Below are 26,832 nucleotides of genomic sequence, written 5' to 3'. Positions count from 1 at the left end.
CATCGACGGCGTATCAAGGGATGGATGGGGCCTTCAGGCTTTCGGTCAGCAACTGTGGCAGCAAGCCACCGCTGCGGAAGTAACGCACGTCCTCGAAGGTATCCAGGCGACTGGTCACAGCGACACGTTGCGTCTGGCCATTCTCGCGTTCGATGACCAAGGTGACCCTCGCACCCGGCTCGAAGTCATCGGGGATGCCCTCGACACTGAACAATTCGTGGCCCGTCAGCCCCAGGCTGCGGCGCGATACGCCGTCCTCGAACTGCAGCGGCAGAATGCCCAGGCCGGCCAGGTTGGTGCGGTGGATACGCTCGAAGCTTTCCGCCACCACCACCCGCACACCCAGCAGGCGCGGGCCTTTGGCGGCCCAGTCCCGTGAGGAACCACTGCCGTACTCCTTGCCCGCGACAACGATCAGGGACTGCTTGCGCGCCGCATAGGCTTGGGCAGCCTGGAAAATGGTCGTCACTTGCTTCTCGGGAAGCAGTAGCGTCCAGGGGCCCTCGCGGCCGTCTTCAAGCAACTCGTTCTTCAGCCGGGGACTGGCGAACGTGGCCCGTTGGGCCGCCTCGTGATTGCCTCGGCGAGTGCCATAGGAGTTGAAGTCAGGCATGGCGATTCCACGCTCTTGCAGGTATTGCCCCGCGTCGCTTTCCGGCAGGATCGCGCCGGATGGGGAGATATGGTCGGTGGTGATATTGTCCGAAAGCATCGCCAGCACGCGCATCCTGCTCAGGTCCGACGTCGTATCCGTCGCGGTCAACCCGGCGCTCCAGTAAGGCGGTTTGCGAATATAGGTGCTGTCCGCCTGCCAGGCGTATTGATCGCTTACGCCTGCGCGCAAATCACTGGCAATCAGCCCCGCCTCCCGAGGTACGTCCTCATAAGCTTTGTCGAACAGGTCGGCGGTGAGGTTCTCTGTCTCGATGCGCATGAGTTCTTCATCGCTGGGCCAAAGCTCATGCAGATAGACAGGCATGCCCTCAGTATCCACGCCCAGAGCGTCCTTCTCGGGATCGATCAGGTAGCTGCCGGCAATGGCATAGGCAACGATCAGGGGCGGCGACATGATGAAGACTTCTCGGGCCAGGGGATGAACGCGCCCCTCGAAATTGCGGTTGCCGGATGTGACGGCCACGGTGTCGAGCTGGCGTGTCCGGATCTGTTCTTCGATCTCGGGGCTGAGCAATGGTCCGGACATGCCGTTGCACGTGGTGCAGCCATAACCGACCAGGTTGAAGCCCAGGGCGTCGAGATCCTCGTTCAGACCGGATCGCTCGAGATAATCCGCCACGACCCTCGACCCGGGAGCGAAGGAGGTCTTGACCCAGGGCGCGCGCTTCAACCCTCGTCGGCGTGCGTTACGTGCGACAAGACCGGCGGCGATGACACCGCGAGGGTTGGAAGTGTTTGTGCAACTGGTGATGGCAGCCAGCACGACAGAGCCAGTGTCCAGCCCCGTGGGAGTGTTCGCGGCGGCGGCCTTGCGCCCCAGCACGATGCGTTGGTGAGGCTGCTTGGGGCCGGCGATCGAACGCGCCACGGAACCGAGATCAAGGGTCACGACGCGGTCGTATTCGGCCTGTTCAAGGCTGTCATGCCACAGCCCCTGAGCACGGGCATAGGCCTCGGTAAGGCCGGCAATCGAGCCGCCGCGGCCGGTCATGCGCAGGTAATGCAAGGTTCGTTCGTCGATCGCGAACAGGGCGGCGGTGGCGCCGAACTCCGGTGCCATGTTCGACAAGGTCCCCCGGTCGGCCAGCGACAGCTGATCGACACCAGGACCGAAGAACTCCAGGAATGCACCGATCACACCGGCTTTGCGCAGCAACTCAGTCAGGGCCAGCGCGATATCGGTGGCCAGGTAACCCTGGGCCAGCTTGCCCTCCAGGCGTACACCGACGATTTCGGGCAGGCGCAACATCAGGGGTTTTCCCAGCATGGCCGCTTCGGCCTCGATACCGCCGACACCCCAGCCCAGCACGCCAATGGCGTTGATCATGGTGGTGTGGCTGTCCGTGCCCACCAGCGTGTCGGGAAAAGCCCAGAGTTCGTGGCCACGACGCTGGGTACCGATAACAGTCGTCAGGCGTTCGAGGTTGATCTGGTGAAGGATGCCTTTGCCCGACGGGATGATTGAAAGGTTGCTGAATGCCTTGTTGCACCAATCCAGGAACTGGAAGCGTTCGGCGTTACGTTCGCGCTCGATGGCCTCGTTGTCCGCCAGTGCTCTGGCGTCCCCCCAGCGCTCGACGTTCAACGAGTGGTCGACCACCAGGTGGGTAGGCGTAACCGGGTTGACCGAGCGCGGATTCCCACCCTTTTCGGCGACCGCATCGCGCAAGCCGGCCAGATCAACCAAAGCCGGGGTTCCCAGCAGGTCCTGCAGAACTACCCGAGCAGGCCTGAACGGAATGTCGAATTCCTTCGATCTGCTGCAGATCACTCTTAATCCGGCTTCAGGATCCGACTCACCACGCAGGACATTTTCGGCAAGGACCCTCAGGCTGTAGGGCAGCTTCGCATAGTCGCCGCCAAGGTCGGTCACAATCCCGCGAATGTCGCTGACACGGTATTCCAGGCCGTTGGCTGAAATGGTTCGACCCTTTGACTCGGGCATGGCAAATCCTCACAGGTGGTGTTTTTGTGAGGGCAATATTGCACTTTATTAAAATATAGATCAATCTGAAGTCGAATCTTGTCGCCTGCGATTCGATTCGCCTCCGCGCTCGCCTTGATGATTTCGATCACCGGCCTGCCTTCGGCATGTCAGCGGCACAGCGAAAAAACAACCATAAGAAATTCGAGGTTCACCATGATTTCCACGCCATCCGCTAACCGCCCTCCGCCTTCTGCATCGCCAGAAAACACTTCGATCTAAAGCATTCAGGCCCTGCCAACGTCGCTTTGCATGCTGGCGAGGGGCTTTGCGCATACAAAAAAAAGGAGTCCGGCCGTGCTGACAATCCTTGGCTTTTCGATGGTCATCTGTTTCATGTACCTCATCATGACAAAGCGCCTGTCCGCGCTGATCGCCCTGATTCTGGTACCTATTATTTTTGCCTTGCTCGGCGGGCACTACGCCGGCCTGGGCGGCATGATGCTCGATGGCGTGAAGACGCTCGCGCCAACCGGCGTGATGTTGACGTTCTCGATTCTCTACTTCGGCATCATGATCGACGCGGGTCTGTTCGACTCGCTCGTGCGCCGTATCCTGGCGCTGGTCAAGGGCGATCCGCTGAAGGTTCTGGTAGGTACGGCCGTACTGACGATGCTGGTGTCCCTGGATGGTGACAGCTCCACCACCTACATGATCGCCTGCGCGGCATTTCTGCCTCTTTACCAGCGCCTTGGCATGAATGTGCTGGGAATGGTCTGCGTGGTGAATATCGCCAGCGGCATCATGAACATTTCCCCCTGGGGCGGGCCTACGGCCCGGGCTGCGGCGGCCTTGCACGTGGATGCGCTGGAAATATTCCTGCCGATGATTCCCGCAATGCTGATGGGCGCAGGCTGCCTGGTGTTCACGGCCATCGTCCTGGGCCAGAAGGAACGCGCCCGGCTGGGCGTGGTGCACCTGGAGGACTTTCACAACGGTTCGATGGCCCTGGGAAATGGCTCGGCAGAAGAATGCGATCGGCATCGCCGGCCGCAGATGTTCTGGGCGAACCTGATACTCACACTGACCCTGATCGCTTGCCTGGTGGTGGGCGCCATGCCGATCCAGGTGCTCTTCATGGTGGGTTTCGCGCTGGCGATCATGATCAACTACCCCAGCATCGAACATCAGAAGGAACGTATCGCCGCCCATGCGTCGAATGTCCTGGCCGTCACCGCGCTGATTTTCGCCGCCGGGATCTTCACCGGAATCCTGTCCGGAACGGGCATGGTCGATGCCATGGCCAAGAGCCTGCTCCATGTCGTCCCGGAAAGTTTCGGCCCGTTCCTGGCGGTATTCACGGCATTGGTCAGCATGCCATTCACCTTCTTCATGTCCAATGACGCCTTTTACTTCGGCATCCTGCCAGTGATCGCACAGACCGCCACTGAGTATGGAATCACTCCCCTGGAAATAGCCCGGGCCTCGGTGGTCGGCCAGCCTGTCCATCTGCTGAGCCCCCTGGTGCCGTCCCTCTACCTGCTGGTCGCCCTGGCAAAGGTCGACCTGGGCGACCACCAGCGTTTCGCGCTCAGGTGGGCGGTTTTCGCAAGCTTCGGGCTGCTCGCTGGCGGCTTGATATTTGGAGCCTTCCCGCTGTACCAGATGCAATAGCGGATAAAACCCTCGCCATGGCAGGAGACAGCCCTTCACGTCCCCTGCCCCTTGGCCTGGCGAAACGCTAGAATGCTCCCCTGGTCAGCCTTCCTGGTTCTTCAATCGCATGTCTTTAAGCCCTCTTCAGGCGCGCATCGCGCGCGACATCGTGTCTTACGTACGGCGTGAACGTTTTGATATCGGCCAGCACCTTGTCGAGTCGCAATTGGCCCTGGCACTGAATGTGTCCCGGACACCGGTCAAGTTTGCCCTGAATCATCTGGTCGAACGGGGAATGCTCACTCACGATCGCAACCGGGGATTCTTTCTCGCCCGCTCCAGCGACGAACTGAGCGATCTTGCCTCGCAAGTGATGGGCAACAGCGACGACCCCCTGTACCTGCAGATTGCAGAATTGCGACTTCGCAGGAAGATTCCCGAACTGTTCACCGAAATCGAGTTGATGCGTCGTTTCGATGTTTCCAGGACCGCACTCAGAGCCGTGTTGTTGCGTATCCAGCAGGAAGGCTGGATGGAGCAGCGGGCCGGCCAGGGCTGGCGCATTCTGCCCATGATCGATTCAGTGGAGGCCTACGAGGAGAGCTACGCCTTTCGCGCAACCATCGAGCCCGCCGGCCTGCTGTCACCCACCTTCGCGATTGATCGCGAAACCCTCGACGCCTGCCGGCGCCAACAGGAATACATCGCTAATGGCGGTTACCTGACGATGACGGCGCAGGAGTTGTTCGAAGCCAACTCGCAGTTTCACGAGACCCTGGCGGCCTGTTCCGGCAATCGCTTCCTGCAGCAGACCGTCCACCGCCTGGACCGGTTGCGGCGTCTGGTCGAATACCGACAGGCCAGCACCCGCGCGCCGCGAAAGGGTCAGGCCGAGGAGCACCTGCTCATCCTCGATTGCCTGGAGCGTGGCGATCGCCTGGCCGCCGCCGACCAGATGCGCAAGCACTTGGAACAGGCGAGACGGAAGAAAGTAGACCCCGCGCTGTTCGAATGATCTCCTTGTCGTTCCCATGCGCGCGACAATCCTGTCGCGTGCCTTTCTTCGCCCCCTTCCTTGTCGTTATCGGCCAGGTATTCATTCAAAAATTGACTTATATCAACACTAAGATCAATTAGAGCTCGAGAAATAGTGCCCGATGCGACCCGCGTTGCCCCGAGATCGTCGCCGCCCACCGCTTCGACGGCCCCGGAGGTGACTTTGGTGAACTCGTCGGTATTGGCGTGAATACCCAGCCAGGAAGAGATGATCGTCGACCCATGACCTGCTGAAACCAACCCTGACAACCGACGGGCGATCGGTCCCCCCTGCACCACCGTGTATCCGGTCAAAAAACCTGGAAAAAATTTAAACCTTTGCCGCGGCGCCCCTATCAACCGTCAGGCGACACCTGTCGCTACGAACGGAGAAAGAACATGAACAACCTGCTGATGAAACAAATGGGCCTGTTGTTCCTGCTGAGCGCAGGAAGCCTTTCAAGTGCAATGGCGATGAGCTCCAGTGACTTTGTCGAAGAGGCCGCGCAAGCCGGGATCAACGAAATCGAAAGCAGCAAGCTGGCCCTGGAAAAAAGCGCCTCCGCGGACGTCAAGGCATTTGCCACGCAGATGATCAGCGATCACAGCAAAGCCAACCAGGAACTGCTGGTGCTGGCGAAAAAACTCGATATCCGGATCCCGGACGAAGCCTCGCTAACGGCCAAGGCCAAGCAAATGATCCTGGAGATGCGCGACGAGTCCTTCGACAAGGCCTATGCCGACAACCAGGTAGTGGCCCATGAGAAGGCCGTGGAGTTGTTCAAGAAAGAAGTGGCGTCTTCGGACAAGCCGGACCTGAAAGCCTTCGCCGAGGAAACCCTGCCCAAGCTGCAGGACCACCTGGACATGGCCAGGCACCTGCAGTCCAAGACTAAGTGAAGCACCCGCAAACCCCGCCTGAGCGCGGGGTTTGCCGGCTCAGGCCTTCGGATCGGCGACCCTTTGCGCCACGGCTCCTCGATGGCCCGCTCATAGGCGGCGTTGGCCTGGTCCTTGAGCTCGAGCCAGCCGGCCTGGTCGATCACGCCGCTGCGCAGCATGTTTTCCGCCGCCTCCAGCAGCGCCTGATGCCAGGCGTCGGGCGAGTCCGCACGGTAGCCGCGGTCCTCCAGCAGGATCTTCCAGGCCTCCAGTACCGAGGCCTTGCGTTCGCTGATCATGACCGTTCTCCTCTGTTGATGGCCGATAGACTTTCGAGTCGCGATCGGGCGCCAATGTTCAGCTCGGCGCTCCGCTGCCGGCCTGGCCCGACGAGGACCCTGCAAGCCAGGCGCCAGCAGCCGCGCCGGATCACTTCTTGTCGGAATCCGGCTGGGTCATCTGCACCGAGGATTTCGAATTGTCCTTGTCTTTATCCTCGGTGTTTTCAAAACAGCCTTGCAGGACCAGCAGGCAGCACAGCAGCGATAACACTCGGGTCAGGTTCATGGCGTGGCTCCAGGGGGCAAATCGGCGCCGCGGACGGGCAGCGCCTCATAAGCACACTGACTCGGAGCAGGCGGACGACGTTCAGAAAAGTTTGCCGAAGACGGACAGCAAGCCCCCTCGACCGCCCCCTCCACCAGCGGCTAACCACTCGTCGTACGCCGCCGAACAAATTTCAACTTTTGAAAAAAAACGGCACTCCCAATTAGTGCTTGCTGCAATTGCGAGCGAAATTCAATCGACCAAGAGGTAGCGAATCATGGCCAACACCGGACATTCCAATCCCGGGAATTTTGCGAACGATCGTCAAAAAGCATCCGAAGCCGGCAGGAAAGGTGGCCAGGCATCGGGCGGCAACGTTGCCAACGACCGGCAGAAAGCGTCGGACGCCAACAAGAAAGGCGGCCAACCCAGCGGCGCCCGCGGAGGACGTAGCTGATCGTTGAGCCCCACCGTGCAAGGGCCCCGGCCCTTGCCTCTCATGCCGGGCCACCACGGCCCGGCCTTTCGAGGAGAACCCTGATGAAGATCTCTGAAGTCATGACCCGTGACGTGCAGACTGCACGCCCCGAACAGACGTTGCGGGAAGTCGCCAACATGATGGCCAGCATCGACAGCGGCGCCATCCTGGTGAACAACGAGGACCGGCTGGTCGGCATGATCACCGACCGTGACATCGTCATTCGTGCCGTGGCCAAGGGCCAAAGCTGCGATATGCCGATCAGCAGCGTGATGAGCAGCGACATCCGCTATTGCTTCGACGACCAGGAGGTCGACGAAGTGGCCCGCAACATGGCCGATATCCAGCTGCGGCGCCTGCCGGTGGTCAATCGGCAGAAACGCCTGGTGGGCGTGGTGTCCCTGGGCAATATCGTCAAGGCCCACGATCGCGATGCCAACAGCACCGTGCTGCAGGGCGTGGCCAAGGCCCATTGATATCCTGGCCCCAGACGGCTGTGGCCGAGCGGCCACGGCCGGTATTGACCCGGTGGGCTGGCAGCCGCCGGCCCCGGGTTTTCCCGCGCATTCGTCCTCTGCGTGGTACAGACCGGAAAAATCCGTGTTCAAACCTCTTATGGCCTGGATGAACCTGTGCCAGCCTGGTCATGCATGCTGTCGCGGCAGCCAGGCCTTGAGCGGCTGACCTTCGGTCTCCGGGCGGGAACACCCTGCCGGCGGCGACGTCTGCTCTGTATCGACCCTGGCAATTCCCATCCTCTACCTGGAAGGAGGCGGCGCCATGAATCCACGCAAAGACCGGCAGGGTATCTCCGGGCGTGGCAAGGAACCTGCCAATACGCTCCAGGCCCTGCTGCGGCGCTATGCCGAACCGCTGCCCCCACTCGAGTCCGCGGCTTTCGGCGCGCTGTTCGACCGTTATGCGGACGCCAGGGTGGTGCTGATTGGCGAAGCCAGTCACGGCACCCGGGAGTTCTATCGAACCCGCGCCGCCATCACCCAACGCCTGATCACCCACCACGGCTTCATGATCGTCGCTATCGAGGCCGACTGGCCCGACGCCGGGCAGATCGACCGGCGTGTACGCGACCTGGGCCCGTCGACCGCCAGGCAGCAGGCATTCAGCCGCTTTCCGAGCTGGATGTGGCGCAACGTCGAGGTGTGCGACTTCACCCGTTGGCTGCACCGCTACAACCGGACCCTGCCCGCGGACCTGCGCATCGAGTTTCGCGGACTCGATGTCTATAGCTTGCGCAATTCCATCGGCGAAGTACTGGCCTACCTCGATAGCACCGACCCGCAGCTGGCGCGTGAAGCGCGCCGGCGTTATGGCTGCCTGACGCCCTGGCAGGACGACCCGACCCTGTATGGGCATTCCGTCGAGCGCGGCCATGAGGCTTCCTGCGAAGAAGCGGTGGTGCAGCAGTTGAACACCTTGCTGAGCGAACGCCTGGCCGCGAACCCCGAAGCGCTGTTCAGTGCCACGCAGAATGCGCGGGTCATACGTTCCGCCGAGCAGTACTACCGGGCCATGTTCAGAAGCTCGACCGCCTCCTGGAACCTGCGAGACAAGCACATGTTCGACACCTTGCAGGCCTTGCTCGCCCACCGTGGCGCCGGCGCCAAGGCTGTGGTCTGGGCGCACAACTCGCATATCGGCAACGCGGCGGCCACCGACATGGGCTGGCGCGGCGAATTCAACATCGGCCAGTTGTGCCGCACCGCCTATGGCGACGGCACCGTGCTGATCGGCATGAGCACCGACCGCGGCCAAGTCGTGGCCGCCGATGACTGGGACGGCGAGATGGGGATCAAGGATGTGCGGCCTTCCCTCGCCGACAGCTGGGAGCAACAGTTTCTCCTGGCGGGCATCCCCGCCTCGCTGACCGACTGGCGCCCGCCCGAGCGCGAAGACCTGCGCCAGGCGCTGTCCGAGCCGCTGCTGGAGCGGGCGATCGGGGTCATCTACCGGCCCGCGACGGAGCGCCACAGTCACTATTTCCAAGCGGACCTGGGCGAGCAGTTCGATGCGCTGGTCTGGCTCGAAACGACCAGTGCCCTCACGCCGTTGCCGGTGGTAGCCGGCCTCAGTCATGAAGAAGACACCTTTCCTTTCGGGGTATAGGCCTGCGTCTTTGCGATGAAGCCTCTTCATGGCCCGTCTGGCCTGTGCTCAATACCCCTCTGGCTCTTCCAGCATGCGCTTGGGGTGCATGCCATTGACCATGCCCATGAACGGCGCGTGGATCGAGTAACCCAGCATGCGCTGGATATGTTCACTGCACTGCCGGGCGACGTGGCGCGGGGTCGACAGGATGAAGTTCTCCTGCTGGCGCGCCCAGGGTTCGCAGTACTGCGCCGTCAGCGCCAGGCGTGGCGCGTCGGTGGTGTTGGCGCCGCCACCATGCCAGAGGGTGCCGAGGAACAACACCACCGAGCCCTTGGGCATGACCACCGGCAGCACGGCGGCCTGTTCGGCGGCGGTGGGCAGGCGCCCGTCCCAGAGATGGCTGCCGGGAATCACCACGGTAGCGCCGTTGTCGCCGGTGAAGTCGTCGAGGGCCATGATCGTCGCCGCGCCATAGGGCGGCCGTGGGCGCGCCATGGGGTAAAAGGCATCGTCGTAATGCAGGTGCTGGGCACACTCGCCCGGCAGGATATTGATCGCCTGCAGTTGCGACAGCAGGTAATTGGGCGCGAGGAGCCGGTCCAGCAGGCCGAGGATCAGCGGATGCTCCACCAGCGCATCGCAGCCCCGGGTTTTCGCAATCACCGCATACAGTCGCTGGGTGCGTGCGCCCTCGAACGAGTTGCGCCCGGTGTGGGAGAAACGATCGAGCAGGTCCTCGCGCATGCGGCTAACCTGCTGGTCATCGAACAGCCGTTCGAGCACCACGAAACCGTCGCGCTGCAGCTGGCCCATCAGTTCATCGAGCTGCGCGGCGGGCACGGCGGGCTGGGTACCGGCGGTCGATCGATAGGTCCTGGCGCATCCGCTGCTCATGTAGTCGTGCCGCTCGGGCAAGGTTGTGGTTGTCATCGACTGGCTCCTGGGAGTGGGTCGCATCAATCTGCAGGACGCCGGAGTGGCCGCCAATGACGCTTTGTCTCAACTGACATGACCCGCCCCTACCCGCACTGGATCGTCGCCCCGACCATTCCCGCGCGTTTTGTGCGCGAGATGCTGGGGCAGCTGCGCCTCGATGCCAGCGCACGCGCGGCGCTGCTGGAGCGCTGCGACTTGCCGATAGAAGCCCTGCGCGACGGCTATCGTGTCGCGCCACTCAACTACCGCGCCTTGAGCCGCCTGAGCGTTGGCCTCGGCGCCGACGAAGCCTTCGGCTTTTTCGCCCGCCCCGTGCCCCTGGGTAGCTTCGAGCAATTGCTGCGCCTGCTGGTGCACCTGCCGACCCTGGCCGATGCCTTCGACGAAGCCGCGCGCTACTACAAGCTGTTCGATGGTTCCGCGCCCTGGCGCCTGGAAACCGAGGGCAAGATCGCCCGCCTGCGGCTGACGCCCCGGCCCGGGGCCCAGACCGACTCGGTGCTGTGGCCGCATATGCTGCTGTTGTCGCTCTGGCATACCGGGAGCTGGCTCGCCGGCGAAACCCTGCCGCTGCGGCGGATCGTCCTGCCCCGACAGCTCACCGGCTTCACCGCGCAAACCCGTTTTCTGTTCGGGCGCCAACCCGCCTTTGGCGCCGGTGCATGGCTGGAGCTGCCCGCCGTGAACCTGCAAGCACCGCTGATGCGCCGGCCGGCGGAAGTTGCGCGCTTCGCTCGCCAACTGCTGCCGGCGGTGATCGCCCCCGGCCCGCTGGCTACTTTCGAAGCCCACCTGCGTGCCTTGCTGTGCGCCGCCGAACCCTTTGCCGAGCTGTCGGAAATCCAGGCGGCCAAGGCCCTGGGCATTTCCCGCCAGACCCTGGCCCGCCGCCTGGCCGCCCTGGGCGTGACCTTCCTCGGTGTGCGCGACGAATTGCGCCGCGACCTGGCCTGCACCCTGCTCGCCCGCGGCTCGGTGAGTGTCGCCGAGCTGGCGGAACGCCTCGGCTACTCGGAACCCAGCGCCTTCCAACGCGCGTTCAAACAATGGACCGGACTGCCGCCGGGGGCTTATCGCGGTGGCCGGCGCTGAGCAGGCTCAGGGGCACCCTTCGGGGACGATTACGTTTGACATCTACGACGCTGGAGTGCCCGTTGAGACCGTGGCGAAGGTTCTTGAAGGGCTCTTCAAACCGTAGAGGTTCGCGCCGGATATCCTTGCAGGCAACCATTCAGTGGCGTTGCCGGCTGCCTCTCTGCTATTTAGATTATCGAGTCGATATCAAGCGTATGTGGCGCACCAATGGTGTGTCCGTAGATTGAAGCCAACAGACCATCATCTGTATTCGCAGTGGGAGCCATGGCCAGTTGTTCGGCCACTCTGTTTTCCGGGTGAGCCTGCCAGCGACGCAAGTTGTCTGCCAGTGCTTCGGCGTGTTGTGACAGTGAGCCATAGACCTTCGCTTCGTTAACCTTCTCTTGACTCAAAGTCCCTAATCGGTCACGGGTCTCTTGCACTTTATCGACCTCGCGACTGAATGCATCAATAGCGGGTTCATGGGCCTCGACGTACTTGTCAGGGCGGGCTCGCAAGTCATTGCGCCGACTGCGCAATTGGTCGGTAATGCGTTTCAGCTGGCCATCTATCGCTTTGAACTCACTGTCGGTAACCAGAGAACACTTGAGTTCCAGCGCTTCTTGCCAGCGTCGAAGAGTGGCCCAGCAACTGGGAATGTAGCCACCCACCATTGAATGGTTGCCGCCATGAAACGCTTGGGAAATCAGCCCGGGGCGGTCGGGGAGTCCATTGATTTGCTGTACGGCCAGGGTGCAGGCGGCGTGCTGGGTAATGGTGTCGCAGCCCGGTGCCCAGAGAATCGAGGACTCTTCTTTCCCTCCGAAATCTACGGGGAAGAAGTGACGGAGTGTGCCGTGGTGTTCATAGGGCTCACCGCTCAGGTTGGTAATGCCCGCAGCAAACACCGAGAGGCCAACAGGGACGTTTACGAAGGTGAGTGCCGTTCCCGCGAGATACACCTTGGGCTTGGTGTTCATCCAGGTCCCCGGCACGCTTGGCACTGGGTCGTTATGGTTGACCATGCGGTAATGTGTCAGGGCTTTAGCGCCTTTTACGAAGGTCGCGTCGGCGGCTCTTGGGGAGCCGTAGGTGTACAGCACGATGCCGTAGTCGAAACCCTTCCTGCGGCGCAGCATTTCCGAGAGCAGCAAGGTGATTGCCCCGCCCAGGCTATGGCCGCAAATGATCAGTTTCTGTCCGGTGTAGAACTTTTCGAGATACTCAACCGTGAGGTTATAGACCTTCAGTGCGGCGTCATAGAATCCTCGGTGCACCATTCCCACACCTTGTGTAAATGGAACCTGAAACGCATCAGCATCACGGAGCCCATCCGCGAACTTCTCATTGGTGCCGCGTACTGCAATCAGGACCAACTCATCGTTATGCGTGATAAACGCTTGGGTGTCGGTGTTGTCATCCTGACCTCGGTCATCAAGAAAATGAATTTTGGCCGGATGTTCTTGTTCTTCTCCTAAATCCGGGCTATTCGATGGGTACAGGTCCGGGTCAAACGGCGCGATTTCCAGGCGTTTGGAGTACGGCACATCTTCGTAGAGCGGGTAGTACGCCTTGGTTTGTTCTGGGTCCACTTTCCAGAGTTCATCGAACTTGGCCAGGGCATCGCCAAACCAATTCCCCATGCTCGGTTGCTGCGGGAAACTGACTGTCTTTTCCTTGATGGGGGTCTCATCGGGCTCCTGACCGAACGGGTTGTAGCTCAGGGTGGCCATGATGGCGAGCTGATACAGGTTCAGCGCACAGAACTGTAAATCGGTGGAGAGCATCGGGCGCAGGGCGCGTAACGGGCGAACTTCCAGTACGTTGTGCTTGTTTGGAAGCAGGCAGATGCCTTGTTTACCATGCTCGCGCATCAGCTTGGCCCAGCTCTCGGGGAGCGGAAAGTTCGCTTCGACCTCGGGCGGTAAGTGCGCGACATGTTCGACCAAATGACGAACTTCGACTTGGAAGAATGAGTCTGCGCAGGCTTGCGCCGGGTTGCTTCGAGTACGAGAGCCGTCTTGATGAACGTAACGGGTTTGCTCGGCGCGAACCTGGAGTTCGGTTATTGGGAGTGGATAATATTGCCTTTGCTTTAGATAAGCATAAAGCTCGTTACTCCCTTGATACTGCTCTTCGATAATTAGGGCTATTGGACCTGCAAAGTGGTTGTCTACTTTTCCCGTACCTGTACTGTCGAGTTTGCCTTCATATGTATAACCTTCGGCATCAATAACTTTGTAGGCCAGTCCGGCATAAGGTTGTCCTTCACCCAACTCATCGACCAACTGGAAGCTGGTCCACTTACCTTGAACAGGGCAGGTAAACATACGGCTGTTTAACGGGTGTTTCAGCTCTTCATCCAAAGTAGCCATTCAGTGATTTCCTTATTCGGTGCAGCCAGGATAAATAGAACACTGCTTTCCATCTGGCATGAGAAACGTGCTGAAGTCTTTGTAGTTGCCGAAGCAGAATGCATATTGGTCTTCAAAACTTTTGCCCATGCAACGTTTCCAGCCATTGGGGACTTTGACCCAGGTGTCACCGATAGCAGGCCTTTCCTCGTCAGCCAACTTGATCTTCAGCTTCACGGTTTTACCCGGTAGTTGATCCAAGGTGTAAGCCCCAACGGGACGCCCTTTCGTCACCGCTCCCTGAGCATCAATTTTCTTACAGATGAGGCCCTTTGTAAGACGCCGCTTGCCACCTTGGGTGCGAAATAGCCACTGGCACTGACCATTTATAGCGCTTTCTCCAGTAGTATCAAAAGTTCTTTTTTGGTGTTCTTCAAGTTGCTCGCGAACAACAACTACTGCCGAATCTCTTCCAAAGTCCCCATAATCCCCTCCATAAGTTGCGTAAACATCTAGCTCGACTCGATAGATTGCCAGTCGACAACCTTTAACTGTGCGGTAAACTGGGACTTTATGTTCTGGCCTGTATTCTGTGCGCCACTCCCGGTTAAAGCCCAGGTATGGATTATCATCCAAGGTAACCGTACAGGTTTCGCCTTCGGCAGGTGCATATTTAGCTACTGCGTAATAAGCAAAGTTGGGCGGTAGATCAGCCGTAAAGGTAAAACTTTCCGATTGACCAATAGCGCACCCTGCTACCAGGGCCACACAGGAACCCAAAAGCAGGCCTTTAGATGTTCGTGTCATTACGAGGCGTCTCCTTGCCAAAAATGCGTTGCCTGATAAACCCGCTGGAGGTGCTTTAATTCTTCACCCAATGTGGCTATTAAGTGACTTCCTTATTCTGTGCAGCCAGGGTAAATGGTACAAGTACGGTCATCCGGCATTTTGAAAGTACTGAAATCTTTGTAGTTTCCATGACAGTAACCACGTTGATCTTCAAGGCCTTTGCCCAGGCAGCGTTTCCAGCCATTAGGCACCTTGACCCAGGTGTCACCCCATCCCGGTATTTCCTCATCAGCCAACTTGATCTTCAGCTTCACGGTTTTACCCGGTAGTTGATCCAAGGTGTAAGCTCCAACAGGACGCCCTTTCGTCACTACTCCCTGAGCGTCAACTTTCTTACAGATGAGGCCCTTCGAAAGGCGGCGCTTTGGTCCTTGGGTGCGGAACGACCATTGACACTGGCCATCTATGGCACTTTCTCCAGTAGTATCAAAAGATCCTTTGTATTGCTCTTCCAACTGCTCCCGGATAATGACTGCTGTCGTATCCCCACCGAAGTCTCCACGGTCTTTGCCGTAGGTGGCGTTGATTTCCAAGTCGATTTTATAGATTGCCAGTCGGCAACCTTTCACGGTGCGGTAAATAGGGATTTTGGAGTCCGGCTTGTATTCTGTGCGCCACTCTCTGTTAAAACCCAGGTATGGATTGTCATCAAGGGTGACCGTACAGGTTTCTCCCTCGGCAGGTGCATATTTAGCTATCGCGTAATAAGCGAAGTTGGGCGGTAGATCAGCCGTAAAGGTAAAACTTTCCGATTTACCAATAGCGCACCCTGCTACCAGGACCATGCAGGAGCCCAAAAACAGGCCTTTAAATGTTCGTGTCATTACGAGGCGTCTCCTTGCCAAAATTGCGTTGCCTGATAAACCCGCTGGAAATGGGCTGCCGGAGTTTCATCGGGGTGCGCCTGCCAGCGCGCGGCAAGTGTACCGTCTGTTTCCTTTAAACTCTGGACCAGCAAGAACTCCAGTTGCGCTGGCAATTGCCAGCCCCAGGTGTCCGCCAAGGCCAACTGAGTGCTGAGCCATAGGTCGGGGTCTTGTTGTTCGGCAATGCGGGCGTAAGCCTCCATATGCTCTGCCAGTAGATAACGACGGGCATTGACCTCGCGTAGGTGGGCCGATTGGTCGCCCTCAGCAGGCACGTTGCACCATGCAGGGTTCTTCGGGACTGGATGGTTGCCAGGAGTTGGATTAGCAACTGTTTGCCAGTGCTCTCCCTGCCAGTAGCAGACGCTGATTGCGGGCCCCAGGTATTCAGGAACGGCCTCAACGGCCAAGTGCCCAAGTGCACGGTTCAGTACACGGTTGTCGTGAAAGCGGTAGAGGGCTTGATGGGGTCGTATCCCGACAATCAGCCGTTCGCGCCAATGCCTGACCAGCTCGTTCAGCCCTGCTTTCGGTGCAACACTGGCCAGCCAACCCCAGTTCCTTTCAGGCGCCTTGAGCAACTCGTTCAAGCGTCCATCTTCAGGGCTGATGAGGAACATAAAAGGCCCTGCATCCGCCAGATCAGAGACAGGCGTTTCGCTGTACACACTGCAATACTGATCAGTATCCAGACTGCCTAACAGAAGCTGGCGAGTGTCGAGTTCCCCGTCAGAATCCAGGATCAGGCACAGGGCGCGCCCAAGGCGGCGTTGTTCAATCATCCATTGCTGAGGCGTCGTGCGGGTCATGCCGTGGCTCCCTCAGTCAGGCAGAGACCATTTTTGCAGGCCTCGCAGATCGGACAGAAGTCAGGGCTTTTCACCCTGGAGACGGCCATCAGGGCATTCTGGGACGGGGCAATCATCGGGGGGAGTGCTGGAGGGGCCATCAGGGCTGTCAGTGCCCCTGGCAATATGGGATTGGCCGCAGTCCCTCCGACTGGTGCGCCACCGATTTGAATATCAGTACTGCTGAAGATCCCACCAGGGCCAATCACGATGTGTTGGCCACCGGCCTTCAAGGTAATACTGGCGCCCGCATCCAGAATCAGGTTGGCTCCGGCTTTAAGGTGGACCTCCTGCCCGGCTTCGGCGACCAGCGTTTGGCCTACGCGGGTATGACTGCTGCTACCGACCAACAAGTAGTCGTTGGCCTTGAGCTGGACTTTGCGGTCAGCGGTGACGGTGCGGTGGTCTTCAGCTTCCAGCACGACAATGCTGTTGCCCTTGATGGTTTCTTTACGCTCGTTACCGACTTCCAGGCGGCTGTCATTTTCGACCTTCTGCTCCATGTCGCGCTGAGCCCGCAGGTAGATCAACTCCTGGCCGCTACGGTCTTCCAGATGCAGTTCGTTGAAGCCTGTGCTGTCGGGTGAACTGCGGCTGCGAAAGACGCTGCGGGTCTTGTGGGCGGGCAGCTCGTAAGGGACAGGGTTAGCGCTATTGCTGAGACAGCCACTGATCAGGGGGGAATCGGGGTTGCCCTCCAGGAATGAAACCAGGACCTCCATGCCGACCCGAGGAATGGTCACTGCGCCGTGGCTGGTTCCTGCCCAACTGGAGGCGACACGTAGCCAGCAACTGCTTTTATCATCGGTCTGACCTTCGCGGTCCCAATGGAACTGGACCTTGACCCGCCCATACTGATCACAGTGGATTTCCTCGCCTCTGGGGCCGGTGACCAAAGCGGTCTGACTGCCGAGTATCCGGGGCTTCTCGTAGGCCTGTTGCGGGCGATAGAACACATCCCACGGCGTTGCGGTAAAGGTGTTGCGGTAGCCCTGATGGAAATCGTCCTTGCGCTCGCTGGTGTCACTGGGGAGGCTTTCCTCCAGCACCTGAGGTTGCAAGCCTTCATGGCGAACCGAGGTCAGCAGCCAGAGGTCATTCCATTCCTGGCGTGGGTGCTCGGACAGCTCCAGAAAGTGACCGCTGACCAGCGTGGGTTGATCGCTTCTGCCTTCGGCCTGACGGTAGTCTGCACGATGACCTTCCAGGGCCCGTCGGCTCGACAGTTTGCCGCGTTCGCGCTGAAGGAAACCACCGGGGTATTGATAGTCCTCCAGATCAGGCTGTCCGTTTTCGGGCGCTGGGCGATAGTCGGCCTGCAGCGTCATGCGGGCTTTCTCGAAGTCGTAATCGCGTTGCGTGGTTCGACTGGTGCGGGTCGCAAAACGCAGGTTAAAACCTTTGATCACGGGTTCGTCGGCAACCAGGCCACTGTCCTGCACATAGGCTGTCGGCCTGCCCAGCTTGGGGAATATTGTCTGGTCGTCACCGAATAGCAGTGCGTGGCCTTGTTTTGAATGTTGAAAGTGATAATGGATGCCTTCTTCCCAGCACAGGCGCTGAATGAAGTAGAGGTCTGATTCGTTGTACTGGACGCAGTAGTCACGGGCTGGATAGATCGACCCCAACTGAAACTGGTAAGCGTCGCTTTGGATACCGTGTTCTTCAAGAATCTGCGCGATGATCTGCGGGACGGTTTGCTGCTGGAATATTCGTTGGTTGGTACGGTGCGCCAGATAGGCTAACTGCGGGACCAGGGTAAGGCTGTAGCGGGTCAATCGCTTACCTGAGTCACCTTGCGAGATGCGGTAGACCTGTCCATGAATACCAGCGCCCTGGTCGTTGAAAGCCAGAAAGGCTTGCTTGTGCAAGAGGCTTGCGATGTCCAGATCGGGCCGTTCGCTGACCAGCTCCAGATCAAAGGAAAAGGGGGCGCTGATGGACTCCTGGCCAGTGAACGAAAGGACCTGAAGGTCGTGCTTGAAGTCATTGACGGTCAGGCTGAAATGCGTCTGTGGACTTGCATTGAACATCCAATGTCCCTTTTCCAATCATGTTGCGTGGCCCCACAGAGGGCAAAGGCCTCTGTGGGTATGCAGGAAGCAAAAACGCCTTCACGCTAACAAGCGAGGAAAAGAAAATAGTTGGGAGCTTTCCCAAAATACCGGTTGAATTGTCGCTATTCAGAATGAGTTGGATAAGGCATCGCCAGGTCGATCCGGTTATGGAGCGTTTCAAGCGGAGGTGCCGTTTAGCTGGGGCGATTTACGACGTTAAGTTCTTTCTCGGCCTGGGCAGCCAACAACACTTGGAATGCCCCGGGTTCTGGCTGCACTGGCCCGATCCGCCACGTTCAGGCACCTCTCACTGCTTTTTTCACCGCCACCCCGTTCTCCAACGCCGCGTAAACCGGCATGCTGCGCCACCCTGATCGCCAGGGCAGCAGGCCGCCCACCGGGGAATTTATGCCGGGATGGCGCGGTCTATGCTCGTCAGGGCGGGTGAACAGCAAAAGAGGACATGACAGATGCGGCGAGTGAGACAGAACCGCTGGGGGATGGGGCTGTTGGCCCTGTTGCTGTGTATTGCGCTGCCGGCCTTCGCGGCCCCGGCGCCCGGGCCGCAGAGTGTCGCCCGCAACCAGCTGCCGTTGCTGGCCGAGGGCGCAGATCTCGAGCAGCTCAACGACCGGCTCGAACTGATCCGCCAGAGCGTGTCGGCGAGCGGCAACGACGACCTGCTGTCGGACCTGCGCCAGGCCGCGCTGCAGGTGCAGAAGCAGGCCGACAGCCTGATCGCCCTGCGCGCCACCGACATCGAGCGCCTGGACGACCAGCTCAAGGTCCTGGGCCCGCCGCTGCCCGACGAAGCGCCCAGCCTGACCAGCCAGCGCCAGGTGCTGAGCGCGCAGAAAGACACCCTGCTCGACGAAGAACGCCAGGCCAACCTGCTCAGCCAGTCCGGCCGCGACCTTGCCGCGCAGATCATCAACCTGCGGCGCAGCCTGTTCAATTCGCAGATCAGCACCCGCTCGGCGAGCCCGCTCAGCCCGGCCTTCTGGTCCACGCTGATCCGCCCGACCGAGGATGACCTCGGGCGCCTCAACCGTCTTTCCGACGACGTCTGGACCGCGTTCGAGACGGCGCTGGCCCCCGGCAATCGCGGGCTGTTCATCACCACGCTGATCATCGCGGCGCTGATCTGGGTGGTCGGCCGGCGCCTGCTGGAACGCCTGGCGATCTGGTCGATGATCCGCTGGCTGCCCGAAGGCCGCCTGCGCCGCAGCGCCCTGGCGCTGACGGTCGGGCTGGCGACCATCGTCACCATCAACGCCGCCGCCTCGCTGTTGCGCTGGGGCCTGGTCAACAGCGCGACGCTGAGCGCCGATGTGCTCAACCTGATCGGCCAGTGGCTGACCCTGCTGATTTTCTGCTCCTTTATCGTCGGCCTCGGCCGGGCCATGTTGATGCTGTCGCGCCCGTCCTGGCGCCTGCCGCCGATTCCCGACCAGATCGCCACAGCCCTGGGGCCGTTCCCGCTGATCCTGGCGCTGGCCCTGCTGCTCACCGCCGGCGAGGAACGGATCAACAGCGTGATCGCCAGCAGCCTGGCCCTGACCGTGGCGGTCAACGGCCTGACGGCGCTGGTTACCGCGCTGATCTTTTTCTTCGCCCTGCTGCGCCATCGCCGCACCCGCCGGCGCTTCGAGCTGGAGCGCCCCGACGGCATCGCCGGGCTGCTGCCCTTCGTGGTGGCGGTGTGGGTGGCGGTGATCCTGCTGTCGCTGCTCAGCGGCTACCTGAGCCTGGCGTACTTCCTCACCGTCAAGCTGCTGTGGATCAGCGTGGTGACCACCAGCGCCTACCTGCTGATCGCCTGCTTTGGCGACCTCTGCGAAACCCTGCTGTCGCCCAAGCAGCCCGGCGGCCTGGCGCTGGCGGCGGCCCTGGGCCTGTCGCCGCGCCACCAGGCCCAGGCCACCACCGTGTTGGCCGGCATCGGCCGGACCCTGCTGCTGTTCACCGCGGCGCTGCTGGCCTTCATGCCGTCCGGGTCGAGCCCGGGGGAACTGCTGGAGGGCTTTACCCAGCTGGATGTCAGCGGCAAGTCCCTGGGCAACCTCAACATCGTGCCCCAGGACCTGCTGCTGGCGGCGGCGTTCCTGGTCGGCGGCATGTTCGCCGTGCGGGTGCTCAAGCGCTGGCTGAGCGAGCGGCTGCTGCCGGAAACCAACATGGACGCCGGCATGCGCGCCTCGCTGGTGACCCTGGTCGGCTACATCGGTTTTGTCCTGCTGGCGATCGTGGTGATGTCGACCCTGCGGATCAACCTGACCAACCTGACCTGGGTGGTCAGCGCCCTGTCGGTGGGTATCGGTTTCGGCCTGCAGGCCATCGTGCAGAACTTTATTTCCGGGCTGATCCTGCTCACCGAGCGGCCGGTCAAGGTCGGCGACTGGGTCAGCCTGGCCGGGGTCGAGGGCGATATCCGGCGGATCAACGTGCGCGCCACCGAGATCCAGATGTCCGACCGCTCCACGGTGATCGTGCCGAACTCACAGTTCATCTCGCAGAACGTGCGCAACGTGACCATGGACAACGCCCTGGGCGTGGTCGGCATCACCCTGACCCTGCCCCTGGAAACCGATGTGCTGCAGGTGCGCGAGCTGTTGCTGCAGGCCTATGCCGAACATGAGGCGATCCTCAAGGCGCCGGCGACCTCGGTGTCGTTCAAGGACCTGACCAGCAACGGCCTGATCATCAGCGTCAGCGGCTACGTCGGTAGCCCGCGCTCGGTGTCCGGCGCCCGCAGCGACCTGCTGTTCACCATCCTCGGGCGCTTGCGCGAAGTGGGCATCGCCCTGTCGTCGCCACAGAACCTGATGCTGATCAGCGACAGCCAGGACAAGGCGACGGGCGAACCACCGGCCGCGAACCCTTGAGTCCTGGGCTATCGTGACTGGATTCTGGCGACTTTTTTCAACCCGAACGACCGCTGTCATCGAGGATTCTGACGACAGCCCTGTTTCACTCCAGGCACGATAAGGAACATTGTGGACGCAAACCCCGACAGCAGCACCGAGGACGTTGCCCTGGAGTCGAAACGACTTCCCGTACTCGCGGTCACCATCGCCTTCCTGATGGTGGTCGCGGTTTCGATCCTCGGCATCTATGGCATCCAGGTCGTCAACAGCAAGGCCCATGAACTGGCGCAAGCCCGGCTGGTCTCCGGCAACCTGGCCTTGTCCATGGCCCAACAGGCGACCGATACCTTCGATGAAGCCAACCTGATCCTCGAAGAGCTGATCGAGCGCATCGACGACCTGTCGCCCCAGGCCCTGGAAAAAACCCAGAAGCTGATGAAAAAGCGCGTGTTCACCACCGAGCAGTTGCACGGCCTGTTCTTCTATGACCGGGAAGGCAACTGGGTGCTCACCTCGTTCGACTACAGGCCGCCAAAGGCGAACAACTCGGACCGCGACTACTTCAAGTTCCACCGCGAGAATGTAACCCTGTCCCCCAGGGTCGGAGCGGCCGTGCGCAGCAAGACCACGGGCGACTGGGTGATCCCGTTCTCGCGCCGGGTCAACGACGCCCAGGGCAACTTCAAGGGCGTGGTGCTGGCGACCATCAAGATGGACTACTTCGACACCTTCTTCGATCGTTTCAACATCGACGACAAGGGCGCGATCTTTCTCGCCCTGCCCCAGGGCACGATCATCGCCAGGCGGCCGTTCGACGAGAAGCTCATCGGTGCGTCCCTGGCCCGGGGCGAAATCTTCTCCGTGCATATACCCCGTGCCCCCGCCGACACGGTGATGGTCAAGTCGATCATCGACGGCGTCGACCGCCTGTTCGGCTACCGGGTGCTGTACAAGTACCCGCTGGTGGTGGCGGCGGCCAATTCCCAGGAGTCCATTCTCAGCAGCTGGCGCGCCGACACCTACAAGCTGACCGCCATGATCGCCGTGGTGCTGGCGATCAACCTGCTGATCGGCATCCTGCTGTTCAAGCAGGTGCGCAAGGGCCTGTTGGTGGAAAAGCACTTGAAGAAAGCCCGCTCGGTGCTGGAGACCCTGGTGTTGCAGGACGGCCTGACCGGCCTGGCCAACCGCCGCCACCTGGAGCGCAACCTGGAACTGGAGTGGCGGCGGGCGGCCCGGCAGCGCTCGTCGATCAGCCTGATCATGCTCGATATCGACCACTTCAAGAGCTTCAACGACCGCTATGGCCATGTGGCGGGCGACCATTGTATCTGCGCCGTCAGCCGGGCCATCAGCCAACACGTGCGCCGGCCCTCGGACCTGGCGGTGCGCTACGGTGGCGAAGAGTTCGCGATCCTGCTGCCGGACACCGAGCCTGGCGGTGCCTACGTGCTGGCCGAGAGCATCCGCCTGGCGGTGCAGGAACTGGCGATCGAACATGTCGACAACCCCGGCGGCGTCGTCACCATCAGCCTCGGCGTCTACACCTGCGTGCCCGCCTCCTCCGACTTCAAGAGCCTGTTGATGCAGGCCGACTCGGCGCTGTACATGGCCAAGCGCGCGGGACGCAACCAGACCGTACCAACCTCGTGAGGAGCTGCAAGCTACAAGCTGCAAGCTCTAAGCTTGCGGCTTGCAGCTTGTAGCTTGTAGCTGCCTCTCCCCCAGCAAGCGCACGAAGTGGGTCAGGCTGCGCGAGACCGTGCCGCGGCGCCAGATCAGCCAGGTCTGCAGGAAACGGAACGGCTGCGCCAGCTGCCAGATGCTCACCGTGCCGCAGCCCGGCATGCTTTCGAGCATGCTGCGCGGCATCAGCGCCAGGCCGGCGCCGGCACTGACGCAGGCCAGCATGCCGTGGTAGGACTCCATCTCGTGGATCTTGCCGGGTACCGCGGCATCCTCGCTGAACCAGCGCTCGAAGTGATGGCGGTACGAGCAATTGGCGCGAAAGGCGTAGATGCTCTCGCCGTTGACATCGCGCCCGCGGGTGATGGGCGCATGCCCCAACGGCGCGATGATGACCATTTCCTCGTCGAACACCGGCACCCCTTCCAGGCTCGGGTGCAGCACCGGGCCATCGACGAAGGCCGCCGTCAGGCGCCCGGACAGCACGCCATCGATCATGGTCCCGGAGGGGCCGGTGGACAGGTCCAGCTCGACCTTGACGTGCTTCTGGTTGTAGGCCGCCAGCAATGCCGGAATCCGCACCGCCGCCGTGCTCTCCAGGGAGCCCAGGGAAAACGGTCCTTGCGGTTCTTCCCCGGCCACCGTCAGCCGCGCTTCCTGCACCAGGTCGAGAATCCGCCGGGCGTAGTCGAGGAAACTCCAGCCGGCCGGCGACAGGCGCAGGCGGCTTTTCTCGCGGATAAACAGCTCCACGCCCAGGTCCTGCTCCAGCTGCTTGATCCGCGTGGTCAGGTTGGAAGGCACCCGATGGATGAGTTGCGCCGCCGCACTGATGCTGCCTTGCTCGGCCACCGCCTTGAAGATTTCCAGCTGCACCAGATCCATCTCATTCTCCAAACGTGAAAGATATGCTCTTTATTATTCAGTTTTCATAAGCCATGTACCAGCCTAACCTGCAGCCATTCCTCAGCCCACAGGACGCTGCCATGACCACGGTTTCCAGCCAGACCCACGCCCTTTCGATCAACCCCGCCACGGGCGAGCAGATCGCTCATTACCGCTATGAATCCGCCGAGGCGCTGGACGCCGCCCTCGCCCGCGCCGCCACTGCCGCCGCCCAATGGCGCCGCAGCAGCCTGGAACAGCGCTCGACCCTGCTGCTCGCCCTGGCCAAGGCCCTGCGCGACAACGGCGAGAACCTGGCCCGCAGCATCACCCTGGAAATGGGCAAGCCGATTGCCCAGGCCCGCGGCGAGATCGAGAAGTGCGCGCAGCTCTGCGAGTGGTACGCCGCCGAAGGTCCGGCGATGCTCGCCCCCGAGCCGGCCCCGGTGCCGAGCGGCAAGGCGCGCATCGAATACCGGCCGCTGGGCCCGATCCTCGCGGTGATGCCGTGGAACTTCCCGATCTGGCAGGTGCTGCGCGGCGCGGTGCCGGCGCTGATCGCCGGCAACACCTATGTGCTCAAGCATGCGCCGAACGTCATGGGCAGCGCCTACCTGCTGCTGGAAGCCTTCCAGCGCGCCGGTTTCCCGCAAGGCGTGTTCGAGGTGATCAACGTCACCCCGGAAGGCGTCTCCCGGGCCATCGCCGACCCCCGGATCGCCGCCGTGACCCTTACCGGCAGCGTGCGCGCCGGCATCGCCATCGGCGCCCAGGCCGGCGCGGCCCTGAAGAAATGCGTGCTCGAACTGGGCGGTTCCGACCCCTTTATCGTGCTCAACGACGCCGACCTGGATGCCGCCGTGCAAGCCGCGGTCATTGGCCGCTACCAGAACACCGGGCAGGTCTGCGCCGCCGCCAAGCGCCTGATCGTCGAGCAAGGGGTGGTCGAAGCCTTTACCGAGAAGTTCGTCGCCGCCACTCGCCAGTTGCAGGTGGGCGATCCGCTGGCCAATGACACCTATATCGGCCCGATGGCGCGTTTCGACCTGCGCGACGAGCTGGACGAGCAGGTGCAGGCCACCTTGAGCGAAGGCGCGACCCTGCTACTGGGCGGCGCCAAGGCCGAGGGCCCGGGCAACTTCTATCAGCCTACGGTGCTGGCTGGTGTCACCGACCGGATGACCTCGTTCAAGCAGGAGCTGTTCGGTCCGGTGGCCTCGATCATTACGGCGCGGGATGCGCAACACGCCCTGGAACTGGCCAACGACAGCGAGTTCGGCCTGGCCTCGACCATCTATACCCAGGACCTGGCCCTGGCCGAGCGCCTGACCGCCGAGCTGGAAACCGGCGGCGTGTTCATCAACGGCTATTGCGCCAGCGATCCACGGGTGACCTTCGGCGGCGTGAAGAAGAGTGGTTTCGGCCGCGAGCTGTCGCACTTCGGCGTCCGCGAATTCTGCAACGCGCAAACGGTGTGGCTGGACCGCAACTGATCCTCCCCCTTCCCACTGTAGGAGCGAGCTTGCTCGCGATGGACGTAAGAACGCCGCGTTTATCCAGGCAACACGCGGAATCGTTCACGACCATCGCGAGCAAGCTCGCTCCTACAGTCGATCTCCTGTTCTGCCACGGTCTGCGCAACGTCTCAGCGGCGGTCATCGGACAGTGGGGTCGGCTCGTTCGGTGCCGGCAGGTCAGGGTCCATCGGCCGCTCCCTGTCATCGTCACGCCGCTTATCGCGTTCGGCACCGCCGTTGACGTTGGGGTCGATCACCGGGTCGTGCCGACGGGCGGGTTGCAGTGGGTCGGGTTCAGGTGTACGGGGCTCGCTGGGGTCATGCATCGACGGGTTCATGGTGCACCTCACGGCAGGCCCGGTGAATCCGGGCCTTACTCCGTTAGGCACTGGACCGGACCATGGGGTGCGAGGCAATGGATGAGCGGTCGCCCGGCCTCCTGGCCAGGCATGCGCTCGGCGAAACTTTCGCCGCCGCCCGGGCTCAATCGTAGAGCCAGGTCACGCACCGTGGCCAAGACTGGGAGGCCGTCCGATGACCGAGCACATCGTGCATTTTCACTGCCAGATCGACCAGGGCACCACCGAACGCTTTCGCGACAGTTGCCTGGAAGCCATCGAGCAAGGCGCCACCTCGCTGCTGCTGAATCTGTCCACCACCGGCGGCAGCACCAACTTCGGCTTCACCCTCTACACCTTTCTCAAATCGCTGCCGGTGCCGCTGTGCGCGATCAACGCGGGCAACATCGAGTCGATGGGCATCATCATGTTTCTCGCCGCCAACCGACGCATCACCACGCCGCATTCGCGCTTTCTGATCCACCCGATGAACTGGTACTTCAGCCAGAGTTCGGTGGATCACCAGCGCCTGCGCGAATACCTCTCCAGCCTGGACAACGACCTGGCGCGCTACGTGAAAATCTACGAGCTGGAAACCGCCGACGCGGCGACCCAGCTGGACATCTTCAAATGCCTGTCGGCCGAAGAAAAGGTCATCGCCGCCCATGAGTCGCTGGCCTACGGCATCGCCCACGAGGTGCGCCAGGTGGTGTTCGCCGACGACGTCAAGCACTGGAAAGTCTCGGGCGGCTGACCCGGTTGCCCCGGGCGCCAAGGCCGCGCCGTCGCGGCGCGAGCCACGGTCTCAAGCGGTCTTTTCGTTGTCCTGTTCCGGGGTTTCGTTGCCCGGTTCGGTGGCGCCCGGTTCGGGCTCGGGGCGATTGGCCGGGCCCTTGGCGGGCTTTTTCTCATCCGCGGTCGCGGCCCGCCCGGGGTAGCCGGGCAACCCGTGGGCGTCCTGCGGTTCCAGCGGTTCGGGGGCACGCGTGCGATCGTTCTGCGGATCGTCGCGCGGATCAACGGGCTGGCGAGTCATAAGCACCTCCGTATCGCTCCGGGCGATATTGCCCTGTCCTTGTTCGATAGCGCCGCGGGCCGCGGGTGCGAAGCAATGGACGAATGGCCACGGCACCTGCCGTACGGCTCCCCGACGGAACGTCCGGGCCTGGCGGGCGTCTTCAGTTTGAAGGCCCGCTGCTGCGAGCTGGCGAGCGTTCCTGCCTAGTACGTCCGCGCTCATGAGGATCTGT

Annotated in this window: 22 protein-coding genes; 11 read left to right on the top strand and 11 right to left on the bottom strand. The window is 61.4% G+C overall.

Annotated elements, in window-relative coordinates; genetic code table 11:
• Positions 1 to 13 precede the first annotated feature (13 nt).
• On the bottom strand, positions 14 to 2,620 hold the full coding sequence (locus tag NRG23_RS02280) for an aconitate hydratase (protein ID WP_257373610.1): 2,607 nt from the start codon (positions 2,618 to 2,620) through the stop codon (positions 14 to 16).
• 336 nt (positions 2,621 to 2,956) lie between these two features.
• Here NRG23_RS02280 and NRG23_RS02275 point away from each other — a divergent pair, with 336 nt between their 5' ends.
• The 3 genes from NRG23_RS02275 to NRG23_RS02265 all read left to right on the top strand — a co-directional run bounded on the left by NRG23_RS02275 (position 2,957) and on the right by NRG23_RS02265 (position 6,190).
• Positions 2,957 to 4,273: a CitMHS family transporter gene (locus NRG23_RS02275; RefSeq protein ID WP_257375117.1), complete on the top strand. Its 1,317-nt coding sequence runs from the start codon at positions 2,957 to 2,959 to the stop codon at positions 4,271 to 4,273.
• 109 nt (positions 4,274 to 4,382) lie between these two features.
• Positions 4,383 to 5,270: a GntR family transcriptional regulator gene (locus NRG23_RS02270; RefSeq protein ID WP_081361449.1), complete on the top strand. Its 888-nt coding sequence runs from the start codon at positions 4,383 to 4,385 to the stop codon at positions 5,268 to 5,270.
• Positions 5,271 to 5,689: 419 nt separating this feature from the next.
• The gene (locus NRG23_RS02265) at positions 5,690 to 6,190 is read left to right on the top strand and encodes a DUF4142 domain-containing protein (RefSeq protein WP_038578970.1); all 501 of its coding nucleotides are present in this window, start codon (positions 5,690 to 5,692) and stop codon (positions 6,188 to 6,190) included.
• 411 nt (positions 6,191 to 6,601) lie between these two features.
• Here NRG23_RS02265 and NRG23_RS02260 read toward each other — a convergent pair whose 3' ends face one another.
• Complete coding sequence (locus NRG23_RS02260) at positions 6,602 to 6,739, bottom strand: hypothetical protein (RefSeq protein ID WP_257373609.1); 138 nt, start codon at positions 6,737 to 6,739, stop codon at positions 6,602 to 6,604.
• 256 nt (positions 6,740 to 6,995) lie between these two features.
• On the opposite strand from NRG23_RS02260, the gene NRG23_RS02255 reads away from it, so the two are divergent.
• The 3 genes from NRG23_RS02255 to NRG23_RS02245 all read left to right on the top strand — a co-directional run bounded on the left by NRG23_RS02255 (position 6,996) and on the right by NRG23_RS02245 (position 9,320).
• Entirely contained in the window at positions 6,996 to 7,175 is a 180-nt protein-coding gene (locus NRG23_RS02255; protein WP_080748292.1) for a general stress protein, read from the top strand.
• An 83-nt stretch (positions 7,176 to 7,258) separates the two neighbouring features.
• Positions 7,259 to 7,672: a CBS domain-containing protein gene (locus NRG23_RS02250; RefSeq protein ID WP_062825908.1), complete on the top strand. Its 414-nt coding sequence runs from the start codon at positions 7,259 to 7,261 to the stop codon at positions 7,670 to 7,672.
• A 304-nt stretch (positions 7,673 to 7,976) separates the two neighbouring features.
• Positions 7,977 to 9,320, top strand: a complete 1,344-nt coding sequence (locus NRG23_RS02245) for an erythromycin esterase family protein (protein ID WP_257373608.1) — start codon at positions 7,977 to 7,979, stop codon at positions 9,318 to 9,320.
• Between the two features lie 48 nt (positions 9,321 to 9,368).
• On the opposite strand, the gene NRG23_RS02240 is transcribed toward NRG23_RS02245, so the two are convergent.
• The gene (locus NRG23_RS02240) at positions 9,369 to 10,235 is read right to left on the bottom strand and encodes a phytanoyl-CoA dioxygenase family protein (RefSeq protein ID WP_257373606.1); all 867 of its coding nucleotides are present in this window, start codon (positions 10,233 to 10,235) and stop codon (positions 9,369 to 9,371) included.
• A 78-nt stretch (positions 10,236 to 10,313) separates the two neighbouring features.
• On the opposite strand from NRG23_RS02240, the gene NRG23_RS02235 reads away from it, so the two are divergent.
• Positions 10,314 to 11,333: an AraC family transcriptional regulator gene (locus NRG23_RS02235; protein WP_257373605.1), complete on the top strand. Its 1,020-nt coding sequence runs from the start codon at positions 10,314 to 10,316 to the stop codon at positions 11,331 to 11,333.
• Between the two features lie 170 nt (positions 11,334 to 11,503).
• On the opposite strand, the gene NRG23_RS02230 is transcribed toward NRG23_RS02235, so the two are convergent.
• The 5 genes from NRG23_RS02230 to NRG23_RS02210 all read right to left on the bottom strand — a co-directional run bounded on the left by NRG23_RS02230 (position 11,504) and on the right by NRG23_RS02210 (position 18,265).
• Positions 11,504 to 13,690, bottom strand: a complete 2,187-nt coding sequence (locus tag NRG23_RS02230; protein WP_257373604.1) for a lipase family protein — start codon at positions 13,688 to 13,690, stop codon at positions 11,504 to 11,506.
• Between the two features lie 12 nt (positions 13,691 to 13,702).
• A complete protein-coding gene (locus NRG23_RS02225; protein WP_257373603.1) occupies positions 13,703 to 14,476 on the bottom strand; it encodes a hypothetical protein in 774 nt (257 codons plus the stop codon).
• A 92-nt stretch (positions 14,477 to 14,568) separates the two neighbouring features.
• Positions 14,569 to 15,342: a hypothetical protein gene (locus tag NRG23_RS02220; protein WP_257373602.1), complete on the bottom strand. Its 774-nt coding sequence runs from the start codon at positions 15,340 to 15,342 to the stop codon at positions 14,569 to 14,571.
• Positions 15,342 to 16,193: a DUF4123 domain-containing protein gene (locus tag NRG23_RS02215; protein ID WP_257373601.1), complete on the bottom strand. Its 852-nt coding sequence runs from the start codon at positions 16,191 to 16,193 to the stop codon at positions 15,342 to 15,344. The genes NRG23_RS02220 and NRG23_RS02215 overlap by 1 nt, the downstream gene beginning before the upstream one ends.
• Entirely contained in the window at positions 16,190 to 18,265 is a 2,076-nt protein-coding gene (locus NRG23_RS02210) for a type VI secretion system tip protein VgrG (protein WP_257373600.1), read from the bottom strand. The genes NRG23_RS02215 and NRG23_RS02210 overlap by 4 nt, the downstream gene beginning before the upstream one ends.
• A gap of 494 nt (positions 18,266 to 18,759) precedes the next feature.
• Here NRG23_RS02210 and NRG23_RS02205 point away from each other — a divergent pair, with 494 nt between their 5' ends.
• Entirely contained in the window at positions 18,760 to 21,174 is a 2,415-nt protein-coding gene (locus tag NRG23_RS02205; RefSeq protein WP_257373599.1) for a DUF3772 domain-containing protein, read from the top strand.
• Between the two features lie 111 nt (positions 21,175 to 21,285).
• The gene (locus NRG23_RS02200) at positions 21,286 to 22,809 is read left to right on the top strand and encodes a sensor domain-containing diguanylate cyclase (protein ID WP_009049109.1); all 1,524 of its coding nucleotides are present in this window, start codon (positions 21,286 to 21,288) and stop codon (positions 22,807 to 22,809) included.
• A 27-nt stretch (positions 22,810 to 22,836) separates the two neighbouring features.
• On the opposite strand, the gene NRG23_RS02195 is transcribed toward NRG23_RS02200, so the two are convergent.
• Complete coding sequence (locus tag NRG23_RS02195) at positions 22,837 to 23,727, bottom strand: LysR family transcriptional regulator (RefSeq protein ID WP_028684034.1); 891 nt, start codon at positions 23,725 to 23,727, stop codon at positions 22,837 to 22,839.
• A gap of 101 nt (positions 23,728 to 23,828) precedes the next feature.
• Between NRG23_RS02195 and NRG23_RS02190 the strand changes: the two genes are divergently transcribed.
• Positions 23,829 to 25,220, top strand: coding sequence for an aldehyde dehydrogenase family protein (locus NRG23_RS02190; RefSeq protein WP_020371233.1), 1,392 nt, complete (start codon positions 23,829 to 23,831; stop codon positions 25,218 to 25,220).
• Between the two features lie 152 nt (positions 25,221 to 25,372).
• On the opposite strand, the gene NRG23_RS02185 is transcribed toward NRG23_RS02190, so the two are convergent.
• Positions 25,373 to 25,570: a hypothetical protein gene (locus tag NRG23_RS02185; RefSeq protein WP_246882073.1), complete on the bottom strand. Its 198-nt coding sequence runs from the start codon at positions 25,568 to 25,570 to the stop codon at positions 25,373 to 25,375.
• 208 nt (positions 25,571 to 25,778) lie between these two features.
• On the opposite strand from NRG23_RS02185, the gene NRG23_RS02180 reads away from it, so the two are divergent.
• Complete coding sequence (locus NRG23_RS02180) at positions 25,779 to 26,336, top strand: ATP-dependent Clp protease proteolytic subunit (RefSeq protein WP_028684037.1); 558 nt, start codon at positions 25,779 to 25,781, stop codon at positions 26,334 to 26,336.
• Positions 26,337 to 26,387: 51 nt separating this feature from the next.
• On the opposite strand, the gene NRG23_RS02175 is transcribed toward NRG23_RS02180, so the two are convergent.
• Positions 26,388 to 26,618, bottom strand: coding sequence for a hypothetical protein (locus tag NRG23_RS02175; RefSeq protein ID WP_257373598.1), 231 nt, complete (start codon positions 26,616 to 26,618; stop codon positions 26,388 to 26,390).
• Between the last annotated feature and the right edge of the window lie 214 nt (positions 26,619 to 26,832).

It is taken from the genome of Pseudomonas sp. T8 (genome assembly GCF_024610635.1).
GTDB classification, from domain to species: domain Bacteria; phylum Pseudomonadota; class Gammaproteobacteria; order Pseudomonadales; family Pseudomonadaceae; genus Aquipseudomonas; species Aquipseudomonas chlororaphis_I.
This window is presented reverse-complemented; position numbering and strand designations above follow the sequence as displayed.

Coding starts and splice junctions, on each gene's coding strand:
- NRG23_RS02195 (WP_028684034.1), bottom strand. CDS start 23,727: ATGGATCTGGTGCAGCTGGAAATCTTCAAGGCGGTGGCCGAGCAAGGC.
- NRG23_RS02245 (WP_257373608.1), top strand. CDS start 7,977: ATGAATCCACGCAAAGACCGGCAGGGTATCTCCGGGCGTGGCAAGGAA.
- NRG23_RS02230 (WP_257373604.1), bottom strand. CDS start 13,690: ATGGCTACTTTGGATGAAGAGCTGAAACACCCGTTAAACAGCCGTATG.
- NRG23_RS02240 (WP_257373606.1), bottom strand. CDS start 10,235: ATGACAACCACAACCTTGCCCGAGCGGCACGACTACATGAGCAGCGGA.
- NRG23_RS02225 (WP_257373603.1), bottom strand. CDS start 14,476: ATGACACGAACATCTAAAGGCCTGCTTTTGGGTTCCTGTGTGGCCCTG.
- NRG23_RS02220 (WP_257373602.1), bottom strand. CDS start 15,342: ATGACACGAACATTTAAAGGCCTGTTTTTGGGCTCCTGCATGGTCCTG.
- NRG23_RS02210 (WP_257373600.1), bottom strand. CDS start 18,265: ATGTTCAATGCAAGTCCACAGACGCATTTCAGCCTGACCGTCAATGAC.
- NRG23_RS02250 (WP_062825908.1), top strand. CDS start 7,259: ATGAAGATCTCTGAAGTCATGACCCGTGACGTGCAGACTGCACGCCCC.
- NRG23_RS02280 (WP_257373610.1), bottom strand. CDS start 2,620: ATGCCCGAGTCAAAGGGTCGAACCATTTCAGCCAACGGCCTGGAATAC.
- NRG23_RS02235 (WP_257373605.1), top strand. CDS start 10,314: ATGACCCGCCCCTACCCGCACTGGATCGTCGCCCCGACCATTCCCGCG.
- NRG23_RS02255 (WP_080748292.1), top strand. CDS start 6,996: ATGGCCAACACCGGACATTCCAATCCCGGGAATTTTGCGAACGATCGT.
- NRG23_RS02180 (WP_028684037.1), top strand. CDS start 25,779: ATGACCGAGCACATCGTGCATTTTCACTGCCAGATCGACCAGGGCACC.
- NRG23_RS02260 (WP_257373609.1), bottom strand. CDS start 6,739: ATGAACCTGACCCGAGTGTTATCGCTGCTGTGCTGCCTGCTGGTCCTG.
- NRG23_RS02185 (WP_246882073.1), bottom strand. CDS start 25,570: ATGCATGACCCCAGCGAGCCCCGTACACCTGAACCCGACCCACTGCAA.
- NRG23_RS02175 (WP_257373598.1), bottom strand. CDS start 26,618: ATGACTCGCCAGCCCGTTGATCCGCGCGACGATCCGCAGAACGATCGC.
- NRG23_RS02215 (WP_257373601.1), bottom strand. CDS start 16,193: ATGACCCGCACGACGCCTCAGCAATGGATGATTGAACAACGCCGCCTT.
- NRG23_RS02205 (WP_257373599.1), top strand. CDS start 18,760: ATGCGGCGAGTGAGACAGAACCGCTGGGGGATGGGGCTGTTGGCCCTG.
- NRG23_RS02270 (WP_081361449.1), top strand. CDS start 4,383: ATGTCTTTAAGCCCTCTTCAGGCGCGCATCGCGCGCGACATCGTGTCT.
- NRG23_RS02190 (WP_020371233.1), top strand. CDS start 23,829: ATGACCACGGTTTCCAGCCAGACCCACGCCCTTTCGATCAACCCCGCC.
- NRG23_RS02265 (WP_038578970.1), top strand. CDS start 5,690: ATGAACAACCTGCTGATGAAACAAATGGGCCTGTTGTTCCTGCTGAGC.